Genomic DNA, 20,323 nt, shown 5'->3' with positions numbered 1-20,323 from the left:
ATCATTATCCAATCTAAATCGTCATTATTTTTAGATAATAGGTTTAGGCGATAGGCTTAGATAAAAAGCTTAAATGGTGACAGTTCAACATAACTTTATTATGCAGTCAATTTAAGTAATCACAATGAGACATTTTTATGATCTATGACATTATCGGTGATATCCATGGGCATGCCCATAAGCTGAAAGGTCTACTCGATCTTTTAGGGTATACCCTAACCCATCACCCCTCATTAGCTATAGACTATTATCATCCCCCTGAAGGACATCGGGCGATATTCATAGGTGACCTAATCGATCGAGGTCCTGAAGAGCTAGAAACCTTGCAAATTGTGTTTGCGATGTTAGATGCCAATGTTGCAGACGCTATAATGGGCAATCATGAGTATAACGCACTTGCCTTTGCCACTGTTGATGAGTTAGGCAATACTCAGTCAGTTCACCCAAACATTGACAATAAAACTTATTTGCGTAGCCATAACACAGCCCATACCCGTCAACATCAAGCATTTCTAGATGAAATCCCGTTTGGTTCGGAAGCTCATGCTTATTGGCTTTCCCGTTTTTATGAGCTCCCGTTATGGATCGAAACTGAGCACGCTTGTTTTGTACATGCCTGCTGGGATGAAGACAAGATGACCGTTTTAAAACCGCTACTAACCGATGACAATCGTCTTACCCCTGAAGCTCTGCAGCAAACTGGACAAAAGGACTCAGAGGCTTATGATGCTTTAGAGCGCGTTTTAAAAGGGGTCGAAGTGCCGTTACCTGAAGGCATACGTATTGCGGATAAAGAGGGCACGGTACGCAAACGTATGCGGGTAAGGTGGTGGCTAAAAGACTTACAGTCACAGCGTATCGTTGATATTGCGCGTGCCTCCACCTCTGACTTAGCGCAAGTGCCTCAAGACGCAGTTATTGATCGTATTGACTTTGAATTAAAAACGGATAAACCAATATTTATTGGGCATTACTGGTTAACAGGGACACCTCAACCATTAAGCCCGCAAGTGGTATGTACTGATTATTCAGCTGCTGGTAAGGGTTATCTGACGGCTTATCAGTTTGATACCGAAAACCCTATGCCATTATCAGCCGATAACTTTGTACAATATATTGAAGACTAGCCACTTTGATAATGGCCACTTGAACAATGTCCACTTGAACAATAGCCATTAAAAGTATGCCCTAAAGTAGCCTTTAGAGTTTGCAGTTAGAAAGACTGTTTTTAGCTACTTTTTAAAAAACTACTTTTTATTAGATCAGAAATTTTGTATTATGGATGTTTTTTGTTAGGAAACGCACGCAATGACTACTGCCAACATTAACAGACAGTCAGACACAGCTTTAGGGCCTATTCAATCTCCAGAAGGTACCCCAATAGTTGGCATTATCATGGGTTCGCAGTCGGATTGGGCAACCATGAGCTTGGCGGCACAGTTATTGGCTGACTTCGGAGTGGCGTTCGAATGTGACGTGGTTTCTGCACACCGTACGCCTGACAAACTATTTGATTACGCTAAGTCTGCCAAAGAGAAAGGTCTACAAGTCATTATTGCGGGTGCTGGCGGTGCAGCCCACCTACCCGGTATGTGCGCCAGCCAAACTGAATTGCCCGTGTTAGGTGTGCCCGTTAAATCCTCCACTTTAAGTGGTTGGGACAGCCTATTGTCAATTGTACAGATGCCTAAGGGTATAGCAGTCGGTACCTTAGCGATTGGTACGGCAGGTGCGTATAATGCTGCTTTATTAGCTATACAGATATTAGCGTTACAAGATAACGACTTAGCAAAACAGTTGGTTGAGTTCCGTAATAAACAAACGGATACGGTATTAGCCAGCCCGACACCTGGTATTATTAACGCTTAATTTTGCTATAATCTTGTAGGGTTTGATGACCACTCAATACTTCATAACAAGATATTGGACAAATAAACGATTAGACTTACCTACTTAAGTTAAGAGTTTTATCATATTAGACTAGATATTTACAACAATGGGGTGCTATACGCACCTTTTTGCATTTATTTCATTGCCTTAATCTCAGTTCGATACGCTATAGTCAAAGAAATCTAAAATGGTTACAAGTCAACCGAGTGCAAGTACTACTGCAATAGGCTTAACGAGATTAACACTGTAACCGTTTAGAAGTTCGCCGACTATATTATATTTAAACAGTCAACCTTCACTAACAACCTATTTAGAGCCAATCATGACCACAGCCAACGCCTATCCAGCTACTCAAACTATCCGCACCATTGGTATTCTAGGAGGTGGTCAACTCGGTATGATGCTTGCTGAAGCCGCTATACCGCTCGGCTATCGCTGTGTATTTTTAGAAGATGCCCCTAACTGCCCTGCCTCTTTATATGGTCAGGTTTTTACCAATGAGCAGATTGGTGACTTCGTTGCTGCTGCGGATGTCTTTACCCTTGAGTTTGAAAATACGCCTGCCAAAACTGTTGAATGGTTACAGCAGCTGTCCGATGAAGGAACAAAACAAGGCATGTATCCGCCAGCAAAAGCACTTGAAGTTGCTCAAGATCGACTCAAAGAAAAAAACTTATTTAATGAACTCGATATTAAAACCGTACCTTTTGCCAGTGTCAGCTCAAAATCAGAATTACAAGCCGCCTGTCAAGAGCTCGGCCTACCTTTAGTGCTTAAAACCAGCCGCGGTGGCTATGACGGCAAAGGTCAATTTGTGGTGAAGACTCAACAAGATATTGTCGACGCTTGGAAGGCTTTAGGAGATGCGGTCAGCGGTGAAGGTGATTTAACCCCTACCCCCGCCCCACTAATAGCAGAAGGGTTTATTAACTTTAGCCGTGAAGTGTCCATCATTGCGACCCGTGCACAAGATGGCACGATGCGTACCTACGATTTAATAGAGAACAATCACTTCAATGGCATATTAGCCACCTCGCAAGCACCTGCGATTGGTACCAGTCACTTATTACCAGAAGCGAAATCCGCTATTGAAACCTTGATGACCCATTTGGATTACGTCGGTACGATGGCCTTAGAGTTATTTGTCACTAAAAATAAGGCAGGTAAAGACGTTATCTTAGCCAATGAAATAGCCCCCCGTGTGCACAACTCAGGGCATTGGAGTATTGAAGGCGCTGTCACCAGCCAGTTTGAAAATCATATCCGTGCCGTGGTTGGCTTGCCGCTGGGTGATACCGACAACGTGCACCCTTCAATTATGGTTAATGTATTGGGTGAATATCCTGACGTATCAGACGTACTGGCTATCGATGGCGCTCATTACCATACTTACCATAAAGCAGAACGACCAGACCGTAAAATTGCTCATATAACCTTGATGCCAAACGATGTGGTGTACTTAAATCCTGCTTTAAAGATGTTAATATCCGTATTGCCTAATAAAGTAGGCATGGACGACCATGTCTTACCTGAGTCACAGCCTCTTACAGAATCTACCTCAGAGTCAGTCACTGAGTCATCACCCTCTAAGGATATCTAATGAAAATTTGGATTGATGCTGATGCCTGCCCTTTGGTGGTAAAAGATATCATTACCAAAACGGTCATTCGCACCAATACGCCTGCGATTTTTGTTGCCAATCAGGTCATAAAAGTACGCAAATCTCCTCTAATTACCATGAAAGTCGTGGGTTCTGGGTTTGATGTGGCTGACGATTATATTGCTGATAATATTGAGACAGGCGACTTAGTGATTACCAGTGACATTCCTTTGGCGAATGATGTGCTAGATAATGGCGGGCAGGTATTGACGCCACATGGAGTTATCTATGATAAAAATAATATCAAACAAAAGCTAAACGCTCGCGATTTTATGGACACCATGCGCTCAACAGGCGTACTGGACTTGACGCAAATGGGCGGTCAAAAGCCCTATTCTGATAAAGACAAAAAAATGTTTGCCGATGGGTTGAGTAAACTGGTGCGTTAAGCATTATAAAGTTTACCCTTTCCCTACAAACTCAACACCATCCGGTGTGCAACCACTCGTCCATTCTCCAACACATCCTCAATAAGCTTAAACCCATTGGCTAAATAGAACGGCTTGGCTGTCAAAGTCGACTCAGTAGTAAGCGTTGTTATACCTCGTTGAAGAAAGTCTTCTTTCGCTCTGTTCAATAATTGTTTGCCTATCCCTCGCCCTTGGTAATCAGGGCTTACATAGTTAAGCAACACTTCACCTTTTTTTGACACTAAAATAAAACCAGCTATCTGCTTACCAAGCTTATAAACCAAGGCATCATTGTTGCTTATCCATTGTTCAACATTACTTTGCGTTTTATTCGCTAGCCATTGCTCAATTGTGACAGGATCATTTTGATGATCATCAACGCAGGATAGAATACTGTCCCTAATTACAATTGCAATTTCTTTTGCATCTGCTATTTTTGCGGGTTCAATCATCTTAGCTTTCCTGTTTTGAGTCGTTTTCCTATTTTAAGTCATTTTCCTATTTTAAATGACTTTTCTATTTTAAGTTGCTTTAGACGTTTTAAGTTGATTTAGTAACACACCTTTCACCCTCACTATTCCCACTAATTATTCCCACAAACACTACGTCCACCCACTCAAATCATTCGATTAATCGTTTTTATTTAAAAATAAAAATCACTATAAATCAATAACTTATATTAATTTGAAAATAATTATCTAAAAAAATTAAAAATAAGTGTAAGAAAAGTCGCCCGTGCCACGTCTAATTAATAACAGACAAATAACTTGCCATTGATTTGAGTACGACATCATTGAGAGGGCTCTTAGTTTGTAGACTGTTATCACCTATCAATTATTTATCCCTATCAATGGAGTACATCATGAAAAAATCAGCATTTATTACCAGTTTAGCATTAGGTTCACTTATGACTATGAGTGGCGCTAATGCAGCAAATCCCTTTAATGCCAAACCTATGCTAAACGCGCACCAAAGTGATAGTAAAACAGCAGACGCTAAGTGTGGCGAAGGCAAATGCGGCACAGTCAAAAAACCTACTAAAAAAACGGATGCCAAATGTGGCGAAGGCAAATGTGGTGCAAGTGAATAGCTTTCCCATGGCTTAAAGCAGACAGTTACATAAAAACGGACATTTGAAAACTGAGCGCAGTTGTCACTTTCGCTTCGTAAACAGCACAACGTTTAAACCAATCAATCTTATTTAAACCGGAATATTATTATGAATACCAAATCAATCGTTGCAAGTTTAGCCCTAGGCTCATTAGTTACCTTAGGTGGCTGTACGTCAACCAATCCTTTTTCTGCTAATGCAATGGACTCAGGCTACAAAAATGGCGAAAAAGCCCATCAAGGGTCATGTGGCGCTAATAAAACAGCCGAAGCCAAATGTGGCGCAGAAAAAAGTGCTGAAGGCAATTGTGGTGCCGATAAAAAAGTGGAAAGCTCGTGCGGTGCAGACAAAAAAATGGATGCCAAGTGCGGTGAAGCCAAATGTGGTGGCAATAAATAGCATTGATTAATTGAACAAACTGCTACTGGGTTGACCTTCTAGCCTTACCCATACAATCAAAACTATAAAGGACCATTATGACGTTACCACTCTCAAGCTCAATTACTCCCTCTAAAGATAGCACTGCGCAACCCATAAAACAGTTGGGCGGTGCAGGGCTTGGGTTTCGTCGTGAGCTTTTAGCAGAGATGGGTAAAGCAGATCTGTCTGCTATCGATTTCTTTGAGATATCGCCAGAGAACTGGTTAAATTCTAACGGTCAAATGGGCGGGCAATACCACAAGCAGTTAAGAGCATTTACCGAACAACATCCCTTTGTTTGTCATGGTTTGTCGCTATCAATCGGTAGCACAGCCACTTTAGATATCGCACTTTTAAAAAACATCAAAGCCTTTATGCAGACCCATGATATCGTGCTATACACCGAGCATCTGTCTTGGTGTAGCGATACATCGGGTCATTTATATGACTTGCTCCCTATCCCTTGTACTGAAGAGGCGGTTTACTGGGTGGCTGATAGAATAAAGCAGGCACAAGATATTTTGGGTCAGCAAATTGGGTTTGAAAACGCCTCTTATTATTTTAGTCCCCCAACGAATGGCGTCAGCTGTGATATGAGCGATGCTGAATTTATCAGTGCCGTTGCCAATGAGGCAGACTGCCTACTGCATTTGGATGTGAATAATATTTATGTCAACAGTCAAAACTTTGGCTTTGATGCGCACGAGTACTTACGGCAACTGCCACTTGAGCGTACCTGTTATCTCCATGTGGCGGGGCATCATACTGAAGAAGATGGGCTAATTGTAGATACTCATGGTGCGAGCGTGATTGATCCGGTTTGGGTGTTATTATCTGACGCTTATGCCCTTATCGAGCAAAAAACAGGACGTCCTGCCAGCACTTTACCGACTTGTTTAGAGCGCGATTTCAATTTTCCTAGTATGGATGAGTTGATTGATGAAGTGACTTATATTCGCCAGTTACAGACTCAGTCAATTAAGCCACATAAGTCACAAACGAGTTCTGCCAAAAAAGCGACATTACCCTATCCGTCCTTGTCTGTTCAGCAGATTAATGATAGTCATCAGGCTAATCAAGGCCTGCAGACTAAGGACGGTCAGCATGATCTTATCTAAAGTTATTTCTGCTGGCGTTGATAATTCGGTATCTTCTAAAGTGAAAGCTACTTCATTGAAAGCCACCTCATCGACAGGCATCTCACCTCTGGCAGAGTTTCAGCAAAATTTTGGTCAATATTTACGAGAACAAAAGACTGGGATCGATAATCCCAACTCAGACAGTGCCTCGCCATATCTTACAAACGAGACTCTCACAAATGTGACTCTCGCAAACGGAGCATCCATTCCCAGTCGTATTGGCAATTTATATCAAACTCTTGTATTTAATAATATTAAGGGCTTCTTAGATAAATGCTTTCCTGTTTGTCAAAGTTTGATTAGTGATGATAAATGGCTATATATTTGCAAGCAGTTTTTCCTTAAGCATCCTTGCCATAGTCCTTATTTCACAGAGATTAATCAGCAATTCGTTGAGTATTTATCTGAACCTAATGTATTACAACGGTTAGAGCTTCCGCCGTATTTTGCCGAATTAGTACATTATGAATGGGTCGAGCTTATGGTCGATACCTATATTCTTGACCCTTTACCGAATATTGCACCGACATTTGACACTGAGCAACCACTCAATGAATCGGCTTTGGATGCAAGCAATTTGGGCTTAAGCTATTTAAGCATTAATCCAAGCGTGCAAAACTTACACTATCAGTGGCCAGTACATCTAATTAGCGCAGAGTTTCAGCCCGAGAAGCCTGAAGACAGTTTTTATTTGGTCTATAGAGATTATCAGGATAAGGTTCAGTTTATGACGGTCAATGCGCTCACTTATGCCCTCATTGACTTTGTCAGTAGCTATGGCAGTAGCAATGTCAATAACTATAGCCCAATTGAGGCAACAGACAGTGGTCTGACCAAATTAATGCAAGCGTTTGCCAACCACTTAGGGTATGAAGACGAGCAGACTTTGGTGTCCTTTGGCATACCTTTAATTCATCAGCTAGTGGATCAGCAGGTTTTATTCACATCCTAAATAAACTATTACCGTCCAAATATTTTGAAAGTTTTTCCAACATTGCATTGAGAGTATTTTATGAGCTTTGCCAGCAACACCCTTAGACCCTTTAACGCTGTTATTTCTCGGTTAGAATCATTAGATTTTATTGCGCCTTTAGCGATACGCTTATACCTTGCGCCTATCTTTATCAGTGCCGGCTGGAATAAAGTCACAGGTTTTGATGACATCGTACAATGGTTTGGCAATAGTGACTGGGGATTAGGGCTGCCAATGCCGACGCTAATGGCAGTACTGGTTATTTTGGCAGAATTAGTGGGAGGTATTGCGTTATTATTAGGACTAGGCACCCGTTTTGTGTCATTCTCCTTGATTATTACCATGCTGGTAGCAATGTTTAGTGTCCACTGGGTCAATGGCTGGTATGCCATTACCCCGACTGATCCTAGTACCAGTCTATCAAGTTTGATGAATATGTTTGGCTTTTGGGGCAGTGAGGCCAGTTTAGAGAATACCAATGAAGCGGCGTTACGCTTGGATAAAGCGCGAGAAATTTTGCAAACTCATGGTAATTATGAATGGCTAACCGAAACCGGTAATTTTGTGATACTAAACAACGGCATTGAGTTTGCAGCAACCTATACTGTTATGCTACTGGTCACCTTATTTTATGGCGCGGGTCGTTATGTCAGTTTAGATTATTGGCTAAACCCTTCTGCCTCTAAGCGCCAGTATCGTTACATGGCATAGTTAGCTTATACTTATGCCTAAAATTCTAAACTTAATAGCTAGCAATATTAATAACTGAATTATCAACAGTACTTTTAGTTAATTTATTGAAAAATACTGAAAAGGGTGGCAAGTCCCCCTTTTTCAAAGGGAGATTTAGGGGGATTTTTCCCGAAAATCCATCCCCAACCCTTCCTTTGGAAAAGGAAGGGAGCTAAACCTTGCAAAATCTACAGCTTATACTTTAAGTTGAGATTAGCGTACTTATACTTTTACTTATGATTTTGATTATGCCTAGCCCTTTAAATCTATACCCTACACCTTAACAACCGTACCCGATAACTTGTCCAATAACGGTACACATAAGAGCTGTTAAAATGAACGACGCGAGTCAGCTTCCTGTCCCAGAGCATTCAAGTATTACCCCTCAGTTTGTCGAAGCAGTTCGCCATCAAATGCTTGCGTTTGCTCGCCTGCAATTAGACGATTATCACTTGGCAGAAGATGTGGTTCAAGATGCGTTACTCTCAGCGCTGCAATATAGCGGTCAATTTAAAGGCAATGCGGCTTTTAAAAGCTGGGTATTTGCCATTCTAAAAAATAAAATTATTGATAATATTCGCAAAAACAGTAAATACTCCACGATATCGAGCCTGCCAGAGAGTAGCGATGGCAATGGGGATAGCTTATTGGATGCCCTATTTGATGAGGCAGGGTCTTGGTATCCAGAGTGCAAACCAAGTCAATTTGATGACAGTTGGTGTGACCCTGAAGCTCATGTCCATTCTGAGGGGTTTTGGCAAGTACTTGAAGCCTGCTTAACCAATCTGCCTAGTGAACAGGCCCGTGCATTTTTAATGCGTGAATATATTGAGCTTGAGACGAGAGAAATCTGCGAGTCGTTAAAGATAAGTAGCAGTAATTATTACGTATTAATGCATCGAGCACGACTTGGTCTTCAGACGTGTTTGTCCATAAAATGGTTTAACTATGCTGACGAATAACAGCTCTATTGGATAACAGATCTCTTGTATAAGGGTTAACTTGAATACCATTTCTGTTGTAAAACCCTTTATTCTACTATTAAACTTGCTTCAAACTCGAAAAACTAAAAATAATATTAGAGAGCTGTAGAGAATTCATCGAAATTAAGGCCATATAAACTATGAAAAACTGTAAACGTATTACCCAAATTGCCAGTGATGGACAGGAGCGCCCATTACGCCTGCCTGAGAAAGTACAACTGCACTCCCATCTATTATTATGTCCAGGGTGTCGCGCTTTTTATGACAACAGTAAGACCTTAAGTAAAATCATGAAAGACTTTCAATCCAAAGATACTCATAGTCCCTCTGAAAATGAATAGTACCTCTAACTATCAACTTATCAAGGAAGGCCATTATATATGCTACTTCATGGCTTAAACGCTACTTAATGGCTTAACAGGGTAAATTGCTTGACCTAATCGAATCGAAATTGTCGAATTAGGTGAAACTGTCGAATTACTTGACGTTATCGCATTACTTGAAACTGTTGAATGGCTGGCATACTAAGCCCTATCCACACCAAACCCTATCACCTCATCAATACTTTTTGCACCCGTCATCACCATAAGAAGCCTATCAATGCCTAGCGCAATGCCACTACATGCTGGGAGCTCGTCACATGCTGACAATAGGCGTTCATCGATTGGCATAACAGGCAACCCTCGCTGAGTCCGTTCAATATTATCCTGCTCAAATCGTGCCCTTAATGCCTGACTGTCCGCCAATTCATCATACGCATTGGCAATCTCAATGCCATTGATATATAACTCGAAGCGTTTGGCAACCTTATTACCGTCACTATCCGTTTCGATTTTAGCCAAAGCCGCAGTTGCTGGTGGATAATCGGTTATCAAAGTCGGACTATCATGACCCAAGTTAGGCTCTACTAGGTGGCTAAATAATAAGTCCAGCCAACCTTGATGATCCTCTCCCAAATCGATATCAGACAGACCATTTTGCTCTGCAATAGCCGATAAAACATGGCAATTGGCACTTAAAGGATTCACACCCACATAATCCATAAATGCTTGGCTATAGCTGTAATGGGTTAACACCTGCACACGCTCAAAAACCACAGTAAGTAATTCAGCCAACTCTAACGCTAACTCATTTAGACTAAATCCAGGACGATACCACTCCAGCATCGTAAACTCACTGTTATGACGGTGACCCACCTCATTATCTCTAAATACAGGGCAAATCTGATAAATCTCCACTTGCCAAGTTGCCAGCATTCGTTTCATGGCAAATTCTGGTGAGGTATGTAGGTAGTAAGTTCTTGGGGTGTCTTGGAGGGTAATATTGACAGAAATTGACGGCACAAACACATCTGTATTGCCCGCTTGAGAAAGCAGAGGCGTTTGTACCTCTAAAACGTTTTTTTGTGCGAAGAACTCGCGGATGTTAGCCAGCATCTCGGCACGTTTATAAGCCATCTCAAGGCTCATCGTAGGATGAAAATCAAGTAATTGCGACATGGAAATACCTTATCCAAACAGCCATTCACGGCGCAGCGCATAGATTTTCCGCAGGGCATCAAACGTTTCACCTGATACAGCGCCCGCCTCCTTATCCATACTTTGACGAAGTAAGGCATCATCTGCTTTGATATCGTAAAACTCAGTCAACTTATTCGGATTAGCCTTTAACTCTGACCAGTGATAAGGGTTATCTGGCAACAGTTCATCCATTAAATCAACGGGTTCAATGTCAAGTATATCCGCACCTTTTGGCCCATAAGAGTGCACAAAGCTATCAAATATCATCTGCGTCCCACGCAATTTACCTTCTAGCGTATAGCCTGCAATATGGGGTGTGGCGATAGCGAGCTGATTGAGTAGATCGGTTGGGACATTTGGCTCATGCTCAAACACATCCAATACTACCTCACGTCGTTTATCAGCTTGTGCAAACTCATTAAGCAAAGCCGACTCATTGACCACTGGCCCGCGCGCGGTGTTAATCAACAGGGTATCAGCGGGCATTTTAGCCAAAACGTCACTGTTAATAAGATGATAGGTGGGTCGCTCATTTTGCCCTAATAGGGTCAAAGGAACGTGCAAGCTTATGGCATTACTTTGAGTGATAACTTGATCAAAACTGGCATTATTAATGGTAGATTGAGATAAAAAGGGATCATAGCCTAAAACCTGCCAGCCTAAATCTAGTGCATAACGAGCAAGCGTACTGCCAATATTGCCTAGCCCTATAATGCCCAATGTCACTGAGTTGTCCGCGGGATTTAACAAATAATCGGGGCGTAACTGTGCAATAGCGGTTATGACATATTGAGCCACAGAGTGCTTACTACAACCTGCGGCATTGGCAAAGCGGATACCTCGCAGGCTGAGATAACCTTCATTGACATGATCCGTACCAATAGTCGCCGAACCAACAAACTTAACACTCTCATTTTTATCCAGCAACTGGGCATCTATCTGAGTCACTGAACGAATCAGTAAGGCATCAGGTTGATACGTTGCTAATGCCTCCGCATTGATATCTCGCCCTGCCATTGCAATCACTTTTACCGGATGGTTTAAAACCTCTGAATTAAAATAGTCATGCAGGTGGGCAATGTTACTATCAGCGAGAAGTGTCAGCATAACAAAGGGGATTCCTTATCCGAGTTCACGTTTGAGTTCTGCTTAGGATTAATTGTCAGACGGTATTCGAAGTTATAATCGTAGGATACATTTGGCTAACTGTAGCTTATGAAGACAAACTCTTAGGCTTTATCATCTGTTTTCTTATGATTTTACATGCTTCGAACGACGCCATTAATGACTGGGCTTATGATGATCAGTATTATAAGGATCAGTATTATCAGAGTCAGTATTATGAGGATCTAATTTAGGTTTTTTGGCATCTTGATGATTACTAGCGTCTTTCTTAGCTATAGTATCTAATGCTAATTCAGCGAAAGGATATTTACTAAAGGTAACCACATCTGGTGTTATCTCAAAAGACATCGGCCTATCGGCAGGCTTCCATTGATGTTCATCTAATTGAGTATAGCAAGGCGCAAATATGATGTTGCGATGTTGGTTGATCCATTCACGCCACACTGCAAGCGCAATGGCTAATACCACTGGGCCGATAAATAGACCCACAAATCCAAAGGCGGTCAATCCACCTAATACACCGATAAAGATAATAATAAATGGAATTTTAGTCGCACCCGATATGACGATAGGACGTATAAGGTTATCCACCCAACTGATCACCAAGACGCCCCATAATGTCAAACCAATGGCTTCTGGCGTCTGACCTTGGGTCACTAACCAAATGGCAACCCCCATCCAAGCAAACGGTGTCCCAAACGGGATTAGTGCAATAACAAAGGTCATTAATGTTAACAAAATTGGGCTTGGTGCCCCAGCAAAGTAGTAGCCTATCCCCGCCAGTATGGCCTGTGCCAACGCTGTCAGACCAATGCCATAGACGACGGCTTGAGTGGTTGAGCCGACAGAATCGATATAACCATCGATACGATTGCCAATAATATTACGTAATGCCTGACGAATTTGCTTCACTAAACTGATACCGTCACGGTAAAAGAAGAACAACGTCATTAAAGCCATACCTAGTTTTGCAAGACTACTAAAAGCAACGTCGAGCGCTACCTTTCCATAATATAAGTGTGATTGTAGCCAAGCTCTAAAGGCATTGAGAGAGGCTTCAGGATCTTTATTAATTTCCCATAATAAATCTTTTATTTGCTGACCAATAACAGGAAGGTTCTTAATCTCATCTGGCAAATCAACATAACCTACTTTAATACGGTATAACAGATTACTATAAAGGCTTAATGCTTCTTGTTGTAATATAAATAGTCCAATGACAATGGGAACGCCCAAGATCAAAGAGATGCAGATGGTCATGATGGCCGCACTGACATTAGGACTTAACATAACCTTTTGATGAAAGAAGTTATAAACCGGAAACGTCACATAGGCCAAAATGGCAGCCCACAAAGCAGGTACAATAAAAAACTGTACCACTTTAAAACTGAGAATAAATAAAATAACCAGTAACGTCGCCGTTAACACCCGCTGTGTCACCAGCTCCCGTGTCCAATTCTCAATCATGTCAGCCTATACCTAATAAATACAACCATTTAAATCGAACAATCCCATTAATAATGTAAGCCCATTACTCATATTCATTTCACGTATAATGGTCTCTAAAATTATAATGATTATATTATGCGATAAGAAATAAAAAATATGTAATGGTAACTTGTAATTTTTACTTACAATATTACTGCTGAACGGCTTGCCTTTTCTATGACTTCTATCCCTTATTTGAAGGTGCCATTAGAAAATGCGATTAGAAAGTGCGCGACTCGAGTCATCTAAATTCTCACTTTATATTAAAATCAAACCTATTAATTCAAAGCACACCCATTAAAAAAGGGCATAACATTTTCGTTACACCCCTCCTCTTTGAGACATTCTATCAAGCCTAAATGATATTTATCGTCAATCCATTAAATTTGCAGCTCACCCACATCAGCGACTGTTAAGAATAGCTCACGTACTCGTTTTAGTAGCGCTAATCGATTGGCTTTTAATGACGCGTCATCGCTATTCACCATCACATTATCAAAGAAGTTGGTTAACGGCGTTTCAAGCTTAATTAATGCTTGCAAAATATCATTATAGTTTGCGACGGCTTGTAGCGGTGCGACGGTGCTTTCGGCGTCATTCACCACTTGATATAGCTCTTTTTCTGCCGTTTCGGTCAGCAAGCTTTGATCAACCCCATCACTGATCTCACCTTCTGATTTGGCTAAGATATTCGCCACCCGTTTGTTTATTTCAGCCAATGTCGCCGCTTGAGACAGATTGCGGAATTCATTCACCGCATGCAACCGCTGATCAAAATCAAGCGGCATATGTGGATTAATCGCTAATACTGCTTGTATCGTATCAACACTAACGCCCTGCTCGGTATACATTGCACGGTAGCGTGAGTTGATAAAGTCAATAACGTCGGTCAGAGTCTTGCCCGCATGAGGCAGTTTATCTTGATAATTTAAGATCGCCTGTTCAATCAGACTCACGACATTGATGGGTAACTGTTTTTCGATTAATAGTCGCAGTACCCCAATGGCAGAACGGCGTAAGCTAAATGGATCTTTTGAGCCGGTCGGCGCTTGATCAATACCAAAGATACCCACCAAGGTGTCTATACGATCTGCTAACGCCAAACAGATACCTATTGGCGTTTGCGGTAATACATCACCACTAAACTTAGGTAGATACTGCTCTTCAATAGCGGCAGCAATGGCTTCAGGCTCGCCATTCAATCGTGCATAATACGTACCTGCAATGCCTTGTAACTCAGGAAACTCGCCCACTAAAGTACTGGTTAAGTCTGCTTTAGACAGCATGGCGGCACGGGTGGTTTGCTCAACGTCAATATCTGTAAAACCGTCAATCTTTTGATCTTTTAAGGTCGCTGCAATAAAAGCGGCTAACTTAGCAATGCGCTCCGATTTCTCCCAAATCGTACCTAGTTTGTCTTGGAAAACACGATTTTTTAGACTGTCAGCCATGTCAATTAAGGGCAATTTTTGGTCTTGTAAGAAGAAGAATTCAGCATCTGCCAAACGCGGACGCACGACCTTCTCATTGCCGCTAATAACTTGGCTTGGGTCTTTCGATTCAATATTACTAATAAAGATAAAATACGGTCTTAATTTACCCTTGCTATCCGTCAGGCAAAAGTACTTTTGGTCGGCCTGCATGGTACTAATAAGCGCCTCCTGTGGTACTTGTAAAAAGCGCTCTTCAAAGCTGGCACGTAAAGCAACGGGTAAGTCGACCAATGCCGTCACTTCATCGAGCAGATCTTGCGGGACAATCGCCGTAGAATCGACATCATCTGCTAGGGTTTGTACTTGATCTACGATTAGCTGCTGACGGCGATCAAAATCTGCGATGACTTTTACCTTCTCAAGCACTCGCTCATACTCTTTGGCATGGGGAATGAGTGCATCGCCAGCATGAAATCGATGACCTAAAGTTATATTACCGGTCTCAATACCTTTATCCGTCTTCACACCGGTGGTTAGCCCTTGAATTGTTGCGGGGATAATCTGGTCATCCTTCATAAAGACCAACCACTTGACAGGACGCACAAACTCTTCACGACTGGCACCCGATCGCATACGTTTGGCGATCGGCAAGTTATCTAATGCCGACTGAAAAATAGTCGGTAACAGCTCAGTTGTCGCCTGACCCTGAACGGTTAACTCATAACCAATATAATCCCCTTTATCGGTCTTAATTGTCTCAAGCTCACTAACGTCTATCCCTAAGCCTTTAGCGAAACCTTGAGCAGCACGCGTGGGATTGCCATCAGCATCAAATGCCGCTTTAACCGCAGGGCCACGTTTTTGCTCAGTGCGATCAGGCTGCTTATCGGCGATACCTTCAATTTGAATAGCTAAGCGGCGCGGGGCAGCAAAGGCTTTAAGATGGTCATAACTGATATTAGCTTCTTTTAGTTGGCTCTCAACGCTTGATTTCAGCGAATCACGTAACGGTTTTAGGCTCTTTGGTGGCAACTCTTCTGTGCCAAGTTCAAATAAAATTGTGCTCATGAGATTCTCTAGTTATCAGTATTAAAAATTTTAAGGATTTAGGCGGTAATACGGGACGCTACCCTTAGTTGACAGCTTTAGTACTGTTGCTTTAGTACGGTTGCTTTAGTACGGTTGCTTTAGTACGGTTGCTTTTATAGGGTTAGCTGCTTTTATTATCCGCTTTTGAGTCGTCACCTGTCTCAGCTTTTGGCAAATATTTATCTAAAGCCGCTTGTCTATGCGCCTCATCTGCTAGCGGAAATCCAAGCTTAGCGCGTGCCTGTACGTAGCCTTCTGCTACTTTTCGAGACAAGGTGCGTACCCTTAAAATAAAACGCTGACGCTCAGTAACTGAGATAGCACCGCGGGCATCCAGCAAATTAAACGTATGTGAGGCCTTTAGGACCATCTCGTAGGCCGGTAATGGCAAGCCTGCTGCTACTAACTTGTCCGCTTGCTGCTCGTAGAAATCAAACAACTCGAACATTTTCGGCACATCGGCATGCTCAAAATTATACGTCGATTGTTCTACTTCATTTTGATGGAACACATCGCCGTAGGTCACTTTACCAAACTGACCGTCCGTCCATACTAGGTCATAAACGCTGTCCACACCTTGAATATACATTGCGAGACGCTCAAGCCCATAAGTGATCTCGCCCGTCACTGGGAAACACTCAAGACCGCCGACTTGCTGGAAATAGGTAAACTGAGTCACCTCCATTCCGTTTAACCAGACTTCCCAACCCAGGCCCCAAGCACCAAGCGTTGGCGACTCCCAGTTATCTTCCACAAAGCGCACATCATGTGTCAAGGTATCGATGCCAATGGCTTCCAGTGATCCTAAATATAACTCTTGAATATTGGGTGGATTGGGCTTCATAACCACTTGAAACTGATAATAGTGTTGCAGACGGTTGGGGTTATCGCCATAACGACCATCCGTAGGTCGACGTGAGGGCTGCACATAGGCTGCGTTCCAAATCTCTGGCCCTAAAGATCGTAAAAAGGTTGCGGTATGAAAAGTCCCTGCGCCTACTTCCATATCATAGGGCTGTAATACCACACAGCCTTTTTTAGCCCAATAAGATTGCAGTGTTAATATCAGTTCTTGAAATGTCATAATGTCGCCACGTTTGAATAAAATAGAGGTTGATAGGGTGAGTAATGTTCTTAGTCTTTATTGCTTGAAGTATGTATTGCTTTTTGTAGGGGATACTCTTTATTACGCTCACCTTACTAAAAAAACGTTATTTTATCTAGAGTCTGTTAAACATTCATCGTTAAAGCAAGAATTAGGGTAAATTTAGACAAAAAAATACCTAGATGTGAGACATCTAGGCAGGAGGAAAGCGTTTTATAGTAACCGTCTACTCCAGCTACTACTATTTTTATTTTACTTTGAACTTTTCAAGTTATGACATTATTATAACTTTTTTTATGCAAATTATGGCAATTTAAGTGTTTCATTATATTACTGTTTAACCCAAATTTGCCTAAAAATTTCCGATGTTATTAGTTGTTATTTTCTAATTATTTTAATTTATTTTTCTTGTTAATTAATATATAGGTGATTCGAGTCAGTGATATATTCTGATAAATTACATCGCTCATTTAAGATCGCTCTTATTGATAAGATTCTGCCGTCGCATTTGGCATAATCAACCATAAAATGAGATAAATTAAAATACCAGGAACCGCAACACTGGCAGTCGAAATAATGACAAATAACAGACGGGTAAGATTCGGTGACCAACCAAAGTATTCGGCTATACCACCCATCACACCTGCAATCATACGATGCTGGCGTGAGCGATGAAGTTTCTTAAGCGTTGCCATTTTCTACCCCTTAGCTGAAACGTTACATTTAAAAATATTGCAAAACCATTGTATTGTTTTGGGAAATTTATCAAAATACAAAGACCCAATGAAAAAGTTTGATTAAAATCCTATTTATAGTAGCCTCATTTATACTAGTTAAAGTCTTTGTAGAGTTATTTGTAAAAAAGAGTTATTTATAAAAAATAACCAAACTTTTAAACCTTATAATTTTATGCCTTATTGAATAACTTCATAGCTATTATTATAGTATTTATTTTACAAATTGCTGTTTAAGGTTTGCACTGAGTTTGTAACGTTGTGCTTAATGTCTCTTACTAAACGTTAGTGATATTATTGAGTAACGTCCTATAGTTTGGGTCGTGTATTAAAGTATTAAATCGATTTAGCAATCTAGGTTACAACGATATAACCAATCAATTCCTTAATTGTCAGGTTATTTAATTTTTTGCCCATTTATTAGGCTATTTAATCGGTTGATTTTTTATAGCTAATTGCTAAACAATGTAACAAAGCTTTAAAATAAAAATTTATATAGATGACTTAATATACTTCTACTATTAAGCTGCTTCGCAATGAGGATAGCACTATGCAGAATTCGGGTCTAATGATAGGTCATTTCGAACCCTTACACTTAGGGCATATAAGAAGTATTTTATATGCGTCATCGCAAGTGGAAGTGCTACATATTGTCATTACTCGACATCCTAATCCCAATCCTAAATTTCCGGTGACACTGCATGACAAAGCGCGATGGTTACAGATGGCCTGTCGTGACCTGCCTTTTATCAAAATACATATTTGTGATGACTTTTCATTTCCAGTGCATGACAGTGTTGAGAATATTACCCTTAACATAGATGCCTATAACGCTAAAATCGATTACATTTTAGATAAGTTGCATATCGAAGGTGACCGTACGCTCCTTGTCACTGACGGTCATGCGTTATCAAAAGACGCGGTAACTGCTTCGCTTAATATCTCTGTCACGACCACCCCACTACACCCTGAATTTGACAGCACGACCATTCATCATAACCCCATCGCTAACTGGGATATCATTCATCCTGAAGCGCGAGGTGACTATACACGTACGGTTGCTATCGTTGGTGGTGAGAGCTCTGGTAAAACGACATTGGTTCACAAACTTGCCAACTATTATGGGGCCGATATTGCCTTGGAGATGGGACGCTTGTATGTGGGTACCGACTTAGGCGGTACAGAAGTTGGTCTGCAATATAGTGATTATGCGCCCATTGCGTTAGATCATGCCCATGCAGTGCGCGAAGCTGTCTATCAAGCCAAATCTCCAGTAACGATTATAGATACTGACTTCGTGACTACCCAAGCGTTTTGTGAAGAGTATGAAGGACGCACTCATCCTTTTGTCGGTGCCTGTATTGATGAGATTCGATTCGATCATACGCTGTTTTTAGCCAATAACACGCCATGGGTCGCCGATGGTATGCGCTCATTAGGCTCTGAAAATGCGCGAGATCGTTTTGAAAGACGATTATCTGACATATACCATCGTCATCAGATAGTCACCCATCGTATAACCAGTCCAGATTATTTTGAGCGTTATGTAGAAGCAATTGATTATATTGATCAGCACGTATTTGCTAGACAGTGACGGTAGACCAATGCTTATTTAGCGTCATTATCTTAGGGGCGGTATATTTTAATTCTGCGCCAGCCCTCATATGATGTGCCATTAACATTTAAGCGACAACATTCAAGCGACTTAACGCACTATAAAACCAAATTTATTTATCAACATCTTATCAATATCTCTTAAGGATAAACATGCAGATAGAACTTCTCGACAACCTCACGGGTAAGTGGGCGAAAAATTGGATTGTGACTTGGTTTGTGCTGGGTGTAATTGCCTTAAGTACTGGTTTTTGGCTCACCACAAAGCATACTCAACTTGACTGGTTTTACCTTGGTATCTCCATAGTTGGCTTGGTCTGCGTGGTATCACTATCCTTTCGCAAAAATATATCCGGTAATGGCTTAGGCATGGTAGCAACTGCAGGTGAAAGCGTGGTGCAAGCGACATCAGGCGCAGTCGGGCTTATGCTGGCACCGATGTTTAACTTTCTTACCCATGTTTATGGCTTGGTCTATTGGTCAAAAAATACCGATGCCGATGGCGATATGGTACCAAAGTCTGCCACCAAATTAGTATGGATTGTGACCATAGTATTTATTGCTATTGGACTAATGTTATTTCCTATTGTCAATAATTGGTTAACTGAGCAAGGCTATGCGGTTGTTGAAAACGACGGTAGTCAATTCCTTGGCATGATTGACTTTTATTGGATTAACGTTTTAGCGTTTGTGTTGTCCATTACCGCCCAAGCGACTATGATACTTCGCTATTCATTTAACTGGTGGATTTGGATAGCGGTTAACTTTGTGTGGCTGATTGTTAATCTAATGACGGGCAATTATATTTTTGCTATTCAAACGATGGTCTATCAAGTCAATGCCTTTATTGGATTATATGAGTGGCAACGCAGTGCGCTTAATTAATGCTACTAAGCC

At 41.4% G+C, this 20,323-nt stretch carries 20 protein-coding genes; 13 read left to right on the top strand and 7 right to left on the bottom strand.

What is annotated here, in order from left to right:
• The first annotated feature begins 137 nt into the window (after positions 1–137).
• The 4 genes from AC2SLT_RS01980 (at position 138) to AC2SLT_RS01965 (ending at position 3,939) form a co-directional block, all read left to right on the top strand.
• Complete coding sequence (locus AC2SLT_RS01980) at positions 138–1,127, top strand: metallophosphoesterase (RefSeq protein WP_486545761.1); 990 nt, start codon at positions 138–140, stop codon at positions 1,125–1,127.
• A 181-nt stretch (positions 1,128–1,308) separates the two neighbouring features.
• Positions 1,309–1,869: a 5-(carboxyamino)imidazole ribonucleotide mutase gene (gene purE / locus AC2SLT_RS01975; RefSeq protein WP_486545759.1), complete on the top strand. Its 561-nt coding sequence runs from the start codon at positions 1,309–1,311 to the stop codon at positions 1,867–1,869.
• 343 nt (positions 1,870–2,212) lie between these two features.
• Complete coding sequence (locus AC2SLT_RS01970; RefSeq protein ID WP_486545758.1) at positions 2,213–3,490, top strand: 5-(carboxyamino)imidazole ribonucleotide synthase; 1,278 nt, start codon at positions 2,213–2,215, stop codon at positions 3,488–3,490.
• On the top strand, positions 3,490–3,939 hold the full coding sequence (locus AC2SLT_RS01965) for a YaiI/YqxD family protein (RefSeq protein ID WP_486545756.1): 450 nt from the start codon (positions 3,490–3,492) through the stop codon (positions 3,937–3,939). The genes AC2SLT_RS01970 and AC2SLT_RS01965 overlap by 1 nt, the downstream gene beginning before the upstream one ends.
• A gap of 23 nt (positions 3,940–3,962) precedes the next feature.
• Here AC2SLT_RS01965 and AC2SLT_RS01960 read toward each other — a convergent pair whose 3' ends face one another.
• The gene (locus AC2SLT_RS01960; RefSeq protein ID WP_486545754.1) at positions 3,963–4,412 is read right to left on the bottom strand and encodes a GNAT family N-acetyltransferase; all 450 of its coding nucleotides are present in this window, start codon (positions 4,410–4,412) and stop codon (positions 3,963–3,965) included.
• A gap of 410 nt (positions 4,413–4,822) precedes the next feature.
• Between AC2SLT_RS01960 and AC2SLT_RS01955 the strand changes: the two genes are divergently transcribed.
• The 7 genes from AC2SLT_RS01955 to AC2SLT_RS01925 all read left to right on the top strand — a co-directional run bounded on the left by AC2SLT_RS01955 (position 4,823) and on the right by AC2SLT_RS01925 (position 9,659).
• Positions 4,823–5,050, top strand: coding sequence for an HvfA family oxazolone/thioamide-modified RiPP metallophore (locus tag AC2SLT_RS01955; protein ID WP_486545752.1), 228 nt, complete (start codon positions 4,823–4,825; stop codon positions 5,048–5,050).
• 129 nt (positions 5,051–5,179) lie between these two features.
• Entirely contained in the window at positions 5,180–5,470 is a 291-nt protein-coding gene (locus tag AC2SLT_RS01950) for an HvfA family oxazolone/thioamide-modified RiPP metallophore (RefSeq protein WP_486545751.1), read from the top strand.
• Positions 5,471–5,547: 77 nt separating this feature from the next.
• Positions 5,548–6,609: an HvfB family MNIO-type RiPP peptide maturase gene (locus AC2SLT_RS01945; protein WP_486545749.1), complete on the top strand. Its 1,062-nt coding sequence runs from the start codon at positions 5,548–5,550 to the stop codon at positions 6,607–6,609.
• A complete protein-coding gene (locus AC2SLT_RS01940; RefSeq protein WP_486545748.1) occupies positions 6,596–7,582 on the top strand; it encodes an HvfC family RiPP maturation protein in 987 nt (328 codons plus the stop codon). Before AC2SLT_RS01945 ends, AC2SLT_RS01940 begins: the two co-directional genes overlap by 14 nt.
• Before the next feature lie 60 nt (positions 7,583–7,642).
• A complete protein-coding gene (locus AC2SLT_RS01935) occupies positions 7,643–8,314 on the top strand; it encodes an HvfX family Cu-binding RiPP maturation protein (protein WP_486545746.1) in 672 nt (223 codons plus the stop codon).
• Positions 8,315–8,670: 356 nt separating this feature from the next.
• The gene (locus AC2SLT_RS01930; RefSeq protein ID WP_486545745.1) at positions 8,671–9,297 is read left to right on the top strand and encodes a sigma-70 family RNA polymerase sigma factor; all 627 of its coding nucleotides are present in this window, start codon (positions 8,671–8,673) and stop codon (positions 9,295–9,297) included.
• A 161-nt stretch (positions 9,298–9,458) separates the two neighbouring features.
• Positions 9,459–9,659, top strand: coding sequence for an anti-sigma factor family protein (locus AC2SLT_RS01925; RefSeq protein ID WP_486545743.1), 201 nt, complete (start codon positions 9,459–9,461; stop codon positions 9,657–9,659).
• Positions 9,660–9,842: 183 nt separating this feature from the next.
• On the opposite strand, the gene epmA is transcribed toward AC2SLT_RS01925, so the two are convergent.
• The 6 genes from epmA to AC2SLT_RS01895 form a co-directional block, all read right to left on the bottom strand.
• Positions 9,843–10,817, bottom strand: coding sequence for an EF-P lysine aminoacylase EpmA (gene epmA / locus AC2SLT_RS01920; RefSeq protein ID WP_486545742.1), 975 nt, complete (start codon positions 10,815–10,817; stop codon positions 9,843–9,845).
• 9 nt (positions 10,818–10,826) lie between these two features.
• Positions 10,827–11,945: a 4-phosphoerythronate dehydrogenase gene (locus AC2SLT_RS01915; protein WP_486545740.1), complete on the bottom strand. Its 1,119-nt coding sequence runs from the start codon at positions 11,943–11,945 to the stop codon at positions 10,827–10,829.
• Positions 11,946–12,119: 174 nt separating this feature from the next.
• Positions 12,120–13,430, bottom strand: a complete 1,311-nt coding sequence (locus tag AC2SLT_RS01910) for an AI-2E family transporter (protein WP_486545739.1) — start codon at positions 13,428–13,430, stop codon at positions 12,120–12,122.
• Positions 13,431–13,831: 401 nt separating this feature from the next.
• On the bottom strand, positions 13,832–15,952 hold the full coding sequence (gene glyS / locus AC2SLT_RS01905) for a glycine--tRNA ligase subunit beta (RefSeq protein ID WP_486545738.1): 2,121 nt from the start codon (positions 15,950–15,952) through the stop codon (positions 13,832–13,834).
• A 142-nt stretch (positions 15,953–16,094) separates the two neighbouring features.
• The gene (gene glyQ, locus AC2SLT_RS01900) at positions 16,095–17,057 is read right to left on the bottom strand and encodes a glycine--tRNA ligase subunit alpha (protein ID WP_486545736.1); all 963 of its coding nucleotides are present in this window, start codon (positions 17,055–17,057) and stop codon (positions 16,095–16,097) included.
• A gap of 503 nt (positions 17,058–17,560) precedes the next feature.
• Entirely contained in the window at positions 17,561–17,773 is a 213-nt protein-coding gene (locus AC2SLT_RS01895; protein ID WP_486545734.1) for a PspC domain-containing protein, read from the bottom strand.
• A 589-nt stretch (positions 17,774–18,362) separates the two neighbouring features.
• Between AC2SLT_RS01895 and nadR the strand changes: the two genes are divergently transcribed.
• Complete coding sequence (gene nadR, locus AC2SLT_RS01890) at positions 18,363–19,406, top strand: multifunctional transcriptional regulator/nicotinamide-nucleotide adenylyltransferase/ribosylnicotinamide kinase NadR (protein ID WP_486545733.1); 1,044 nt, start codon at positions 18,363–18,365, stop codon at positions 19,404–19,406.
• A 173-nt stretch (positions 19,407–19,579) separates the two neighbouring features.
• Entirely contained in the window at positions 19,580–20,311 is a 732-nt protein-coding gene (gene pnuC, locus AC2SLT_RS01885) for a nicotinamide riboside transporter PnuC (RefSeq protein ID WP_486545732.1), read from the top strand.
• Positions 20,312–20,323 lie beyond the last annotated feature (12 nt).

The organism is Psychrobacter sp. CX18 (genome assembly GCF_057396215.1).
This window is presented reverse-complemented; position numbering and strand designations above follow the sequence as displayed.

What these genes read in the sequence shown, in the direction of transcription:
- AC2SLT_RS01980 (WP_486545761.1), top strand. Translation starts at nt 138, where the DNA reads ATGATCTATGACATTATCGGTGATATCCATGGGCATGCCCATAAGCTG.
- purE (WP_486545759.1), top strand. Translation starts at nt 1,309, where the DNA reads ATGACTACTGCCAACATTAACAGACAGTCAGACACAGCTTTAGGGCCT.
- AC2SLT_RS01970 (WP_486545758.1), top strand. Translation starts at nt 2,213, where the DNA reads ATGACCACAGCCAACGCCTATCCAGCTACTCAAACTATCCGCACCATT.
- AC2SLT_RS01965 (WP_486545756.1), top strand. Translation starts at nt 3,490, where the DNA reads ATGAAAATTTGGATTGATGCTGATGCCTGCCCTTTGGTGGTAAAAGAT.
- AC2SLT_RS01960 (WP_486545754.1), bottom strand. Translation starts at nt 4,412, where the DNA reads ATGATTGAACCCGCAAAAATAGCAGATGCAAAAGAAATTGCAATTGTA.
- AC2SLT_RS01955 (WP_486545752.1), top strand. Translation starts at nt 4,823, where the DNA reads ATGAAAAAATCAGCATTTATTACCAGTTTAGCATTAGGTTCACTTATG.
- AC2SLT_RS01950 (WP_486545751.1), top strand. Translation starts at nt 5,180, where the DNA reads ATGAATACCAAATCAATCGTTGCAAGTTTAGCCCTAGGCTCATTAGTT.
- AC2SLT_RS01945 (WP_486545749.1), top strand. Translation starts at nt 5,548, where the DNA reads ATGACGTTACCACTCTCAAGCTCAATTACTCCCTCTAAAGATAGCACT.
- AC2SLT_RS01940 (WP_486545748.1), top strand. Translation starts at nt 6,596, where the DNA reads ATGATCTTATCTAAAGTTATTTCTGCTGGCGTTGATAATTCGGTATCT.
- AC2SLT_RS01935 (WP_486545746.1), top strand. Translation starts at nt 7,643, where the DNA reads ATGAGCTTTGCCAGCAACACCCTTAGACCCTTTAACGCTGTTATTTCT.
- AC2SLT_RS01930 (WP_486545745.1), top strand. Translation starts at nt 8,671, where the DNA reads ATGAACGACGCGAGTCAGCTTCCTGTCCCAGAGCATTCAAGTATTACC.
- AC2SLT_RS01925 (WP_486545743.1), top strand. Translation starts at nt 9,459, where the DNA reads ATGAAAAACTGTAAACGTATTACCCAAATTGCCAGTGATGGACAGGAG.
- epmA (WP_486545742.1), bottom strand. Translation starts at nt 10,817, where the DNA reads ATGTCGCAATTACTTGATTTTCATCCTACGATGAGCCTTGAGATGGCT.
- AC2SLT_RS01915 (WP_486545740.1), bottom strand. Translation starts at nt 11,945, where the DNA reads ATGCTGACACTTCTCGCTGATAGTAACATTGCCCACCTGCATGACTAT.
- AC2SLT_RS01910 (WP_486545739.1), bottom strand. Translation starts at nt 13,430, where the DNA reads ATGATTGAGAATTGGACACGGGAGCTGGTGACACAGCGGGTGTTAACG.
- glyS (WP_486545738.1), bottom strand. Translation starts at nt 15,952, where the DNA reads ATGAGCACAATTTTATTTGAACTTGGCACAGAAGAGTTGCCACCAAAG.
- glyQ (WP_486545736.1), bottom strand. Translation starts at nt 17,057, where the DNA reads ATGACATTTCAAGAACTGATATTAACACTGCAATCTTATTGGGCTAAA.
- AC2SLT_RS01895 (WP_486545734.1), bottom strand. Translation starts at nt 17,773, where the DNA reads ATGGCAACGCTTAAGAAACTTCATCGCTCACGCCAGCATCGTATGATT.
- nadR (WP_486545733.1), top strand. Translation starts at nt 18,363, where the DNA reads ATGCAGAATTCGGGTCTAATGATAGGTCATTTCGAACCCTTACACTTA.
- pnuC (WP_486545732.1), top strand. Translation starts at nt 19,580, where the DNA reads ATGCAGATAGAACTTCTCGACAACCTCACGGGTAAGTGGGCGAAAAAT.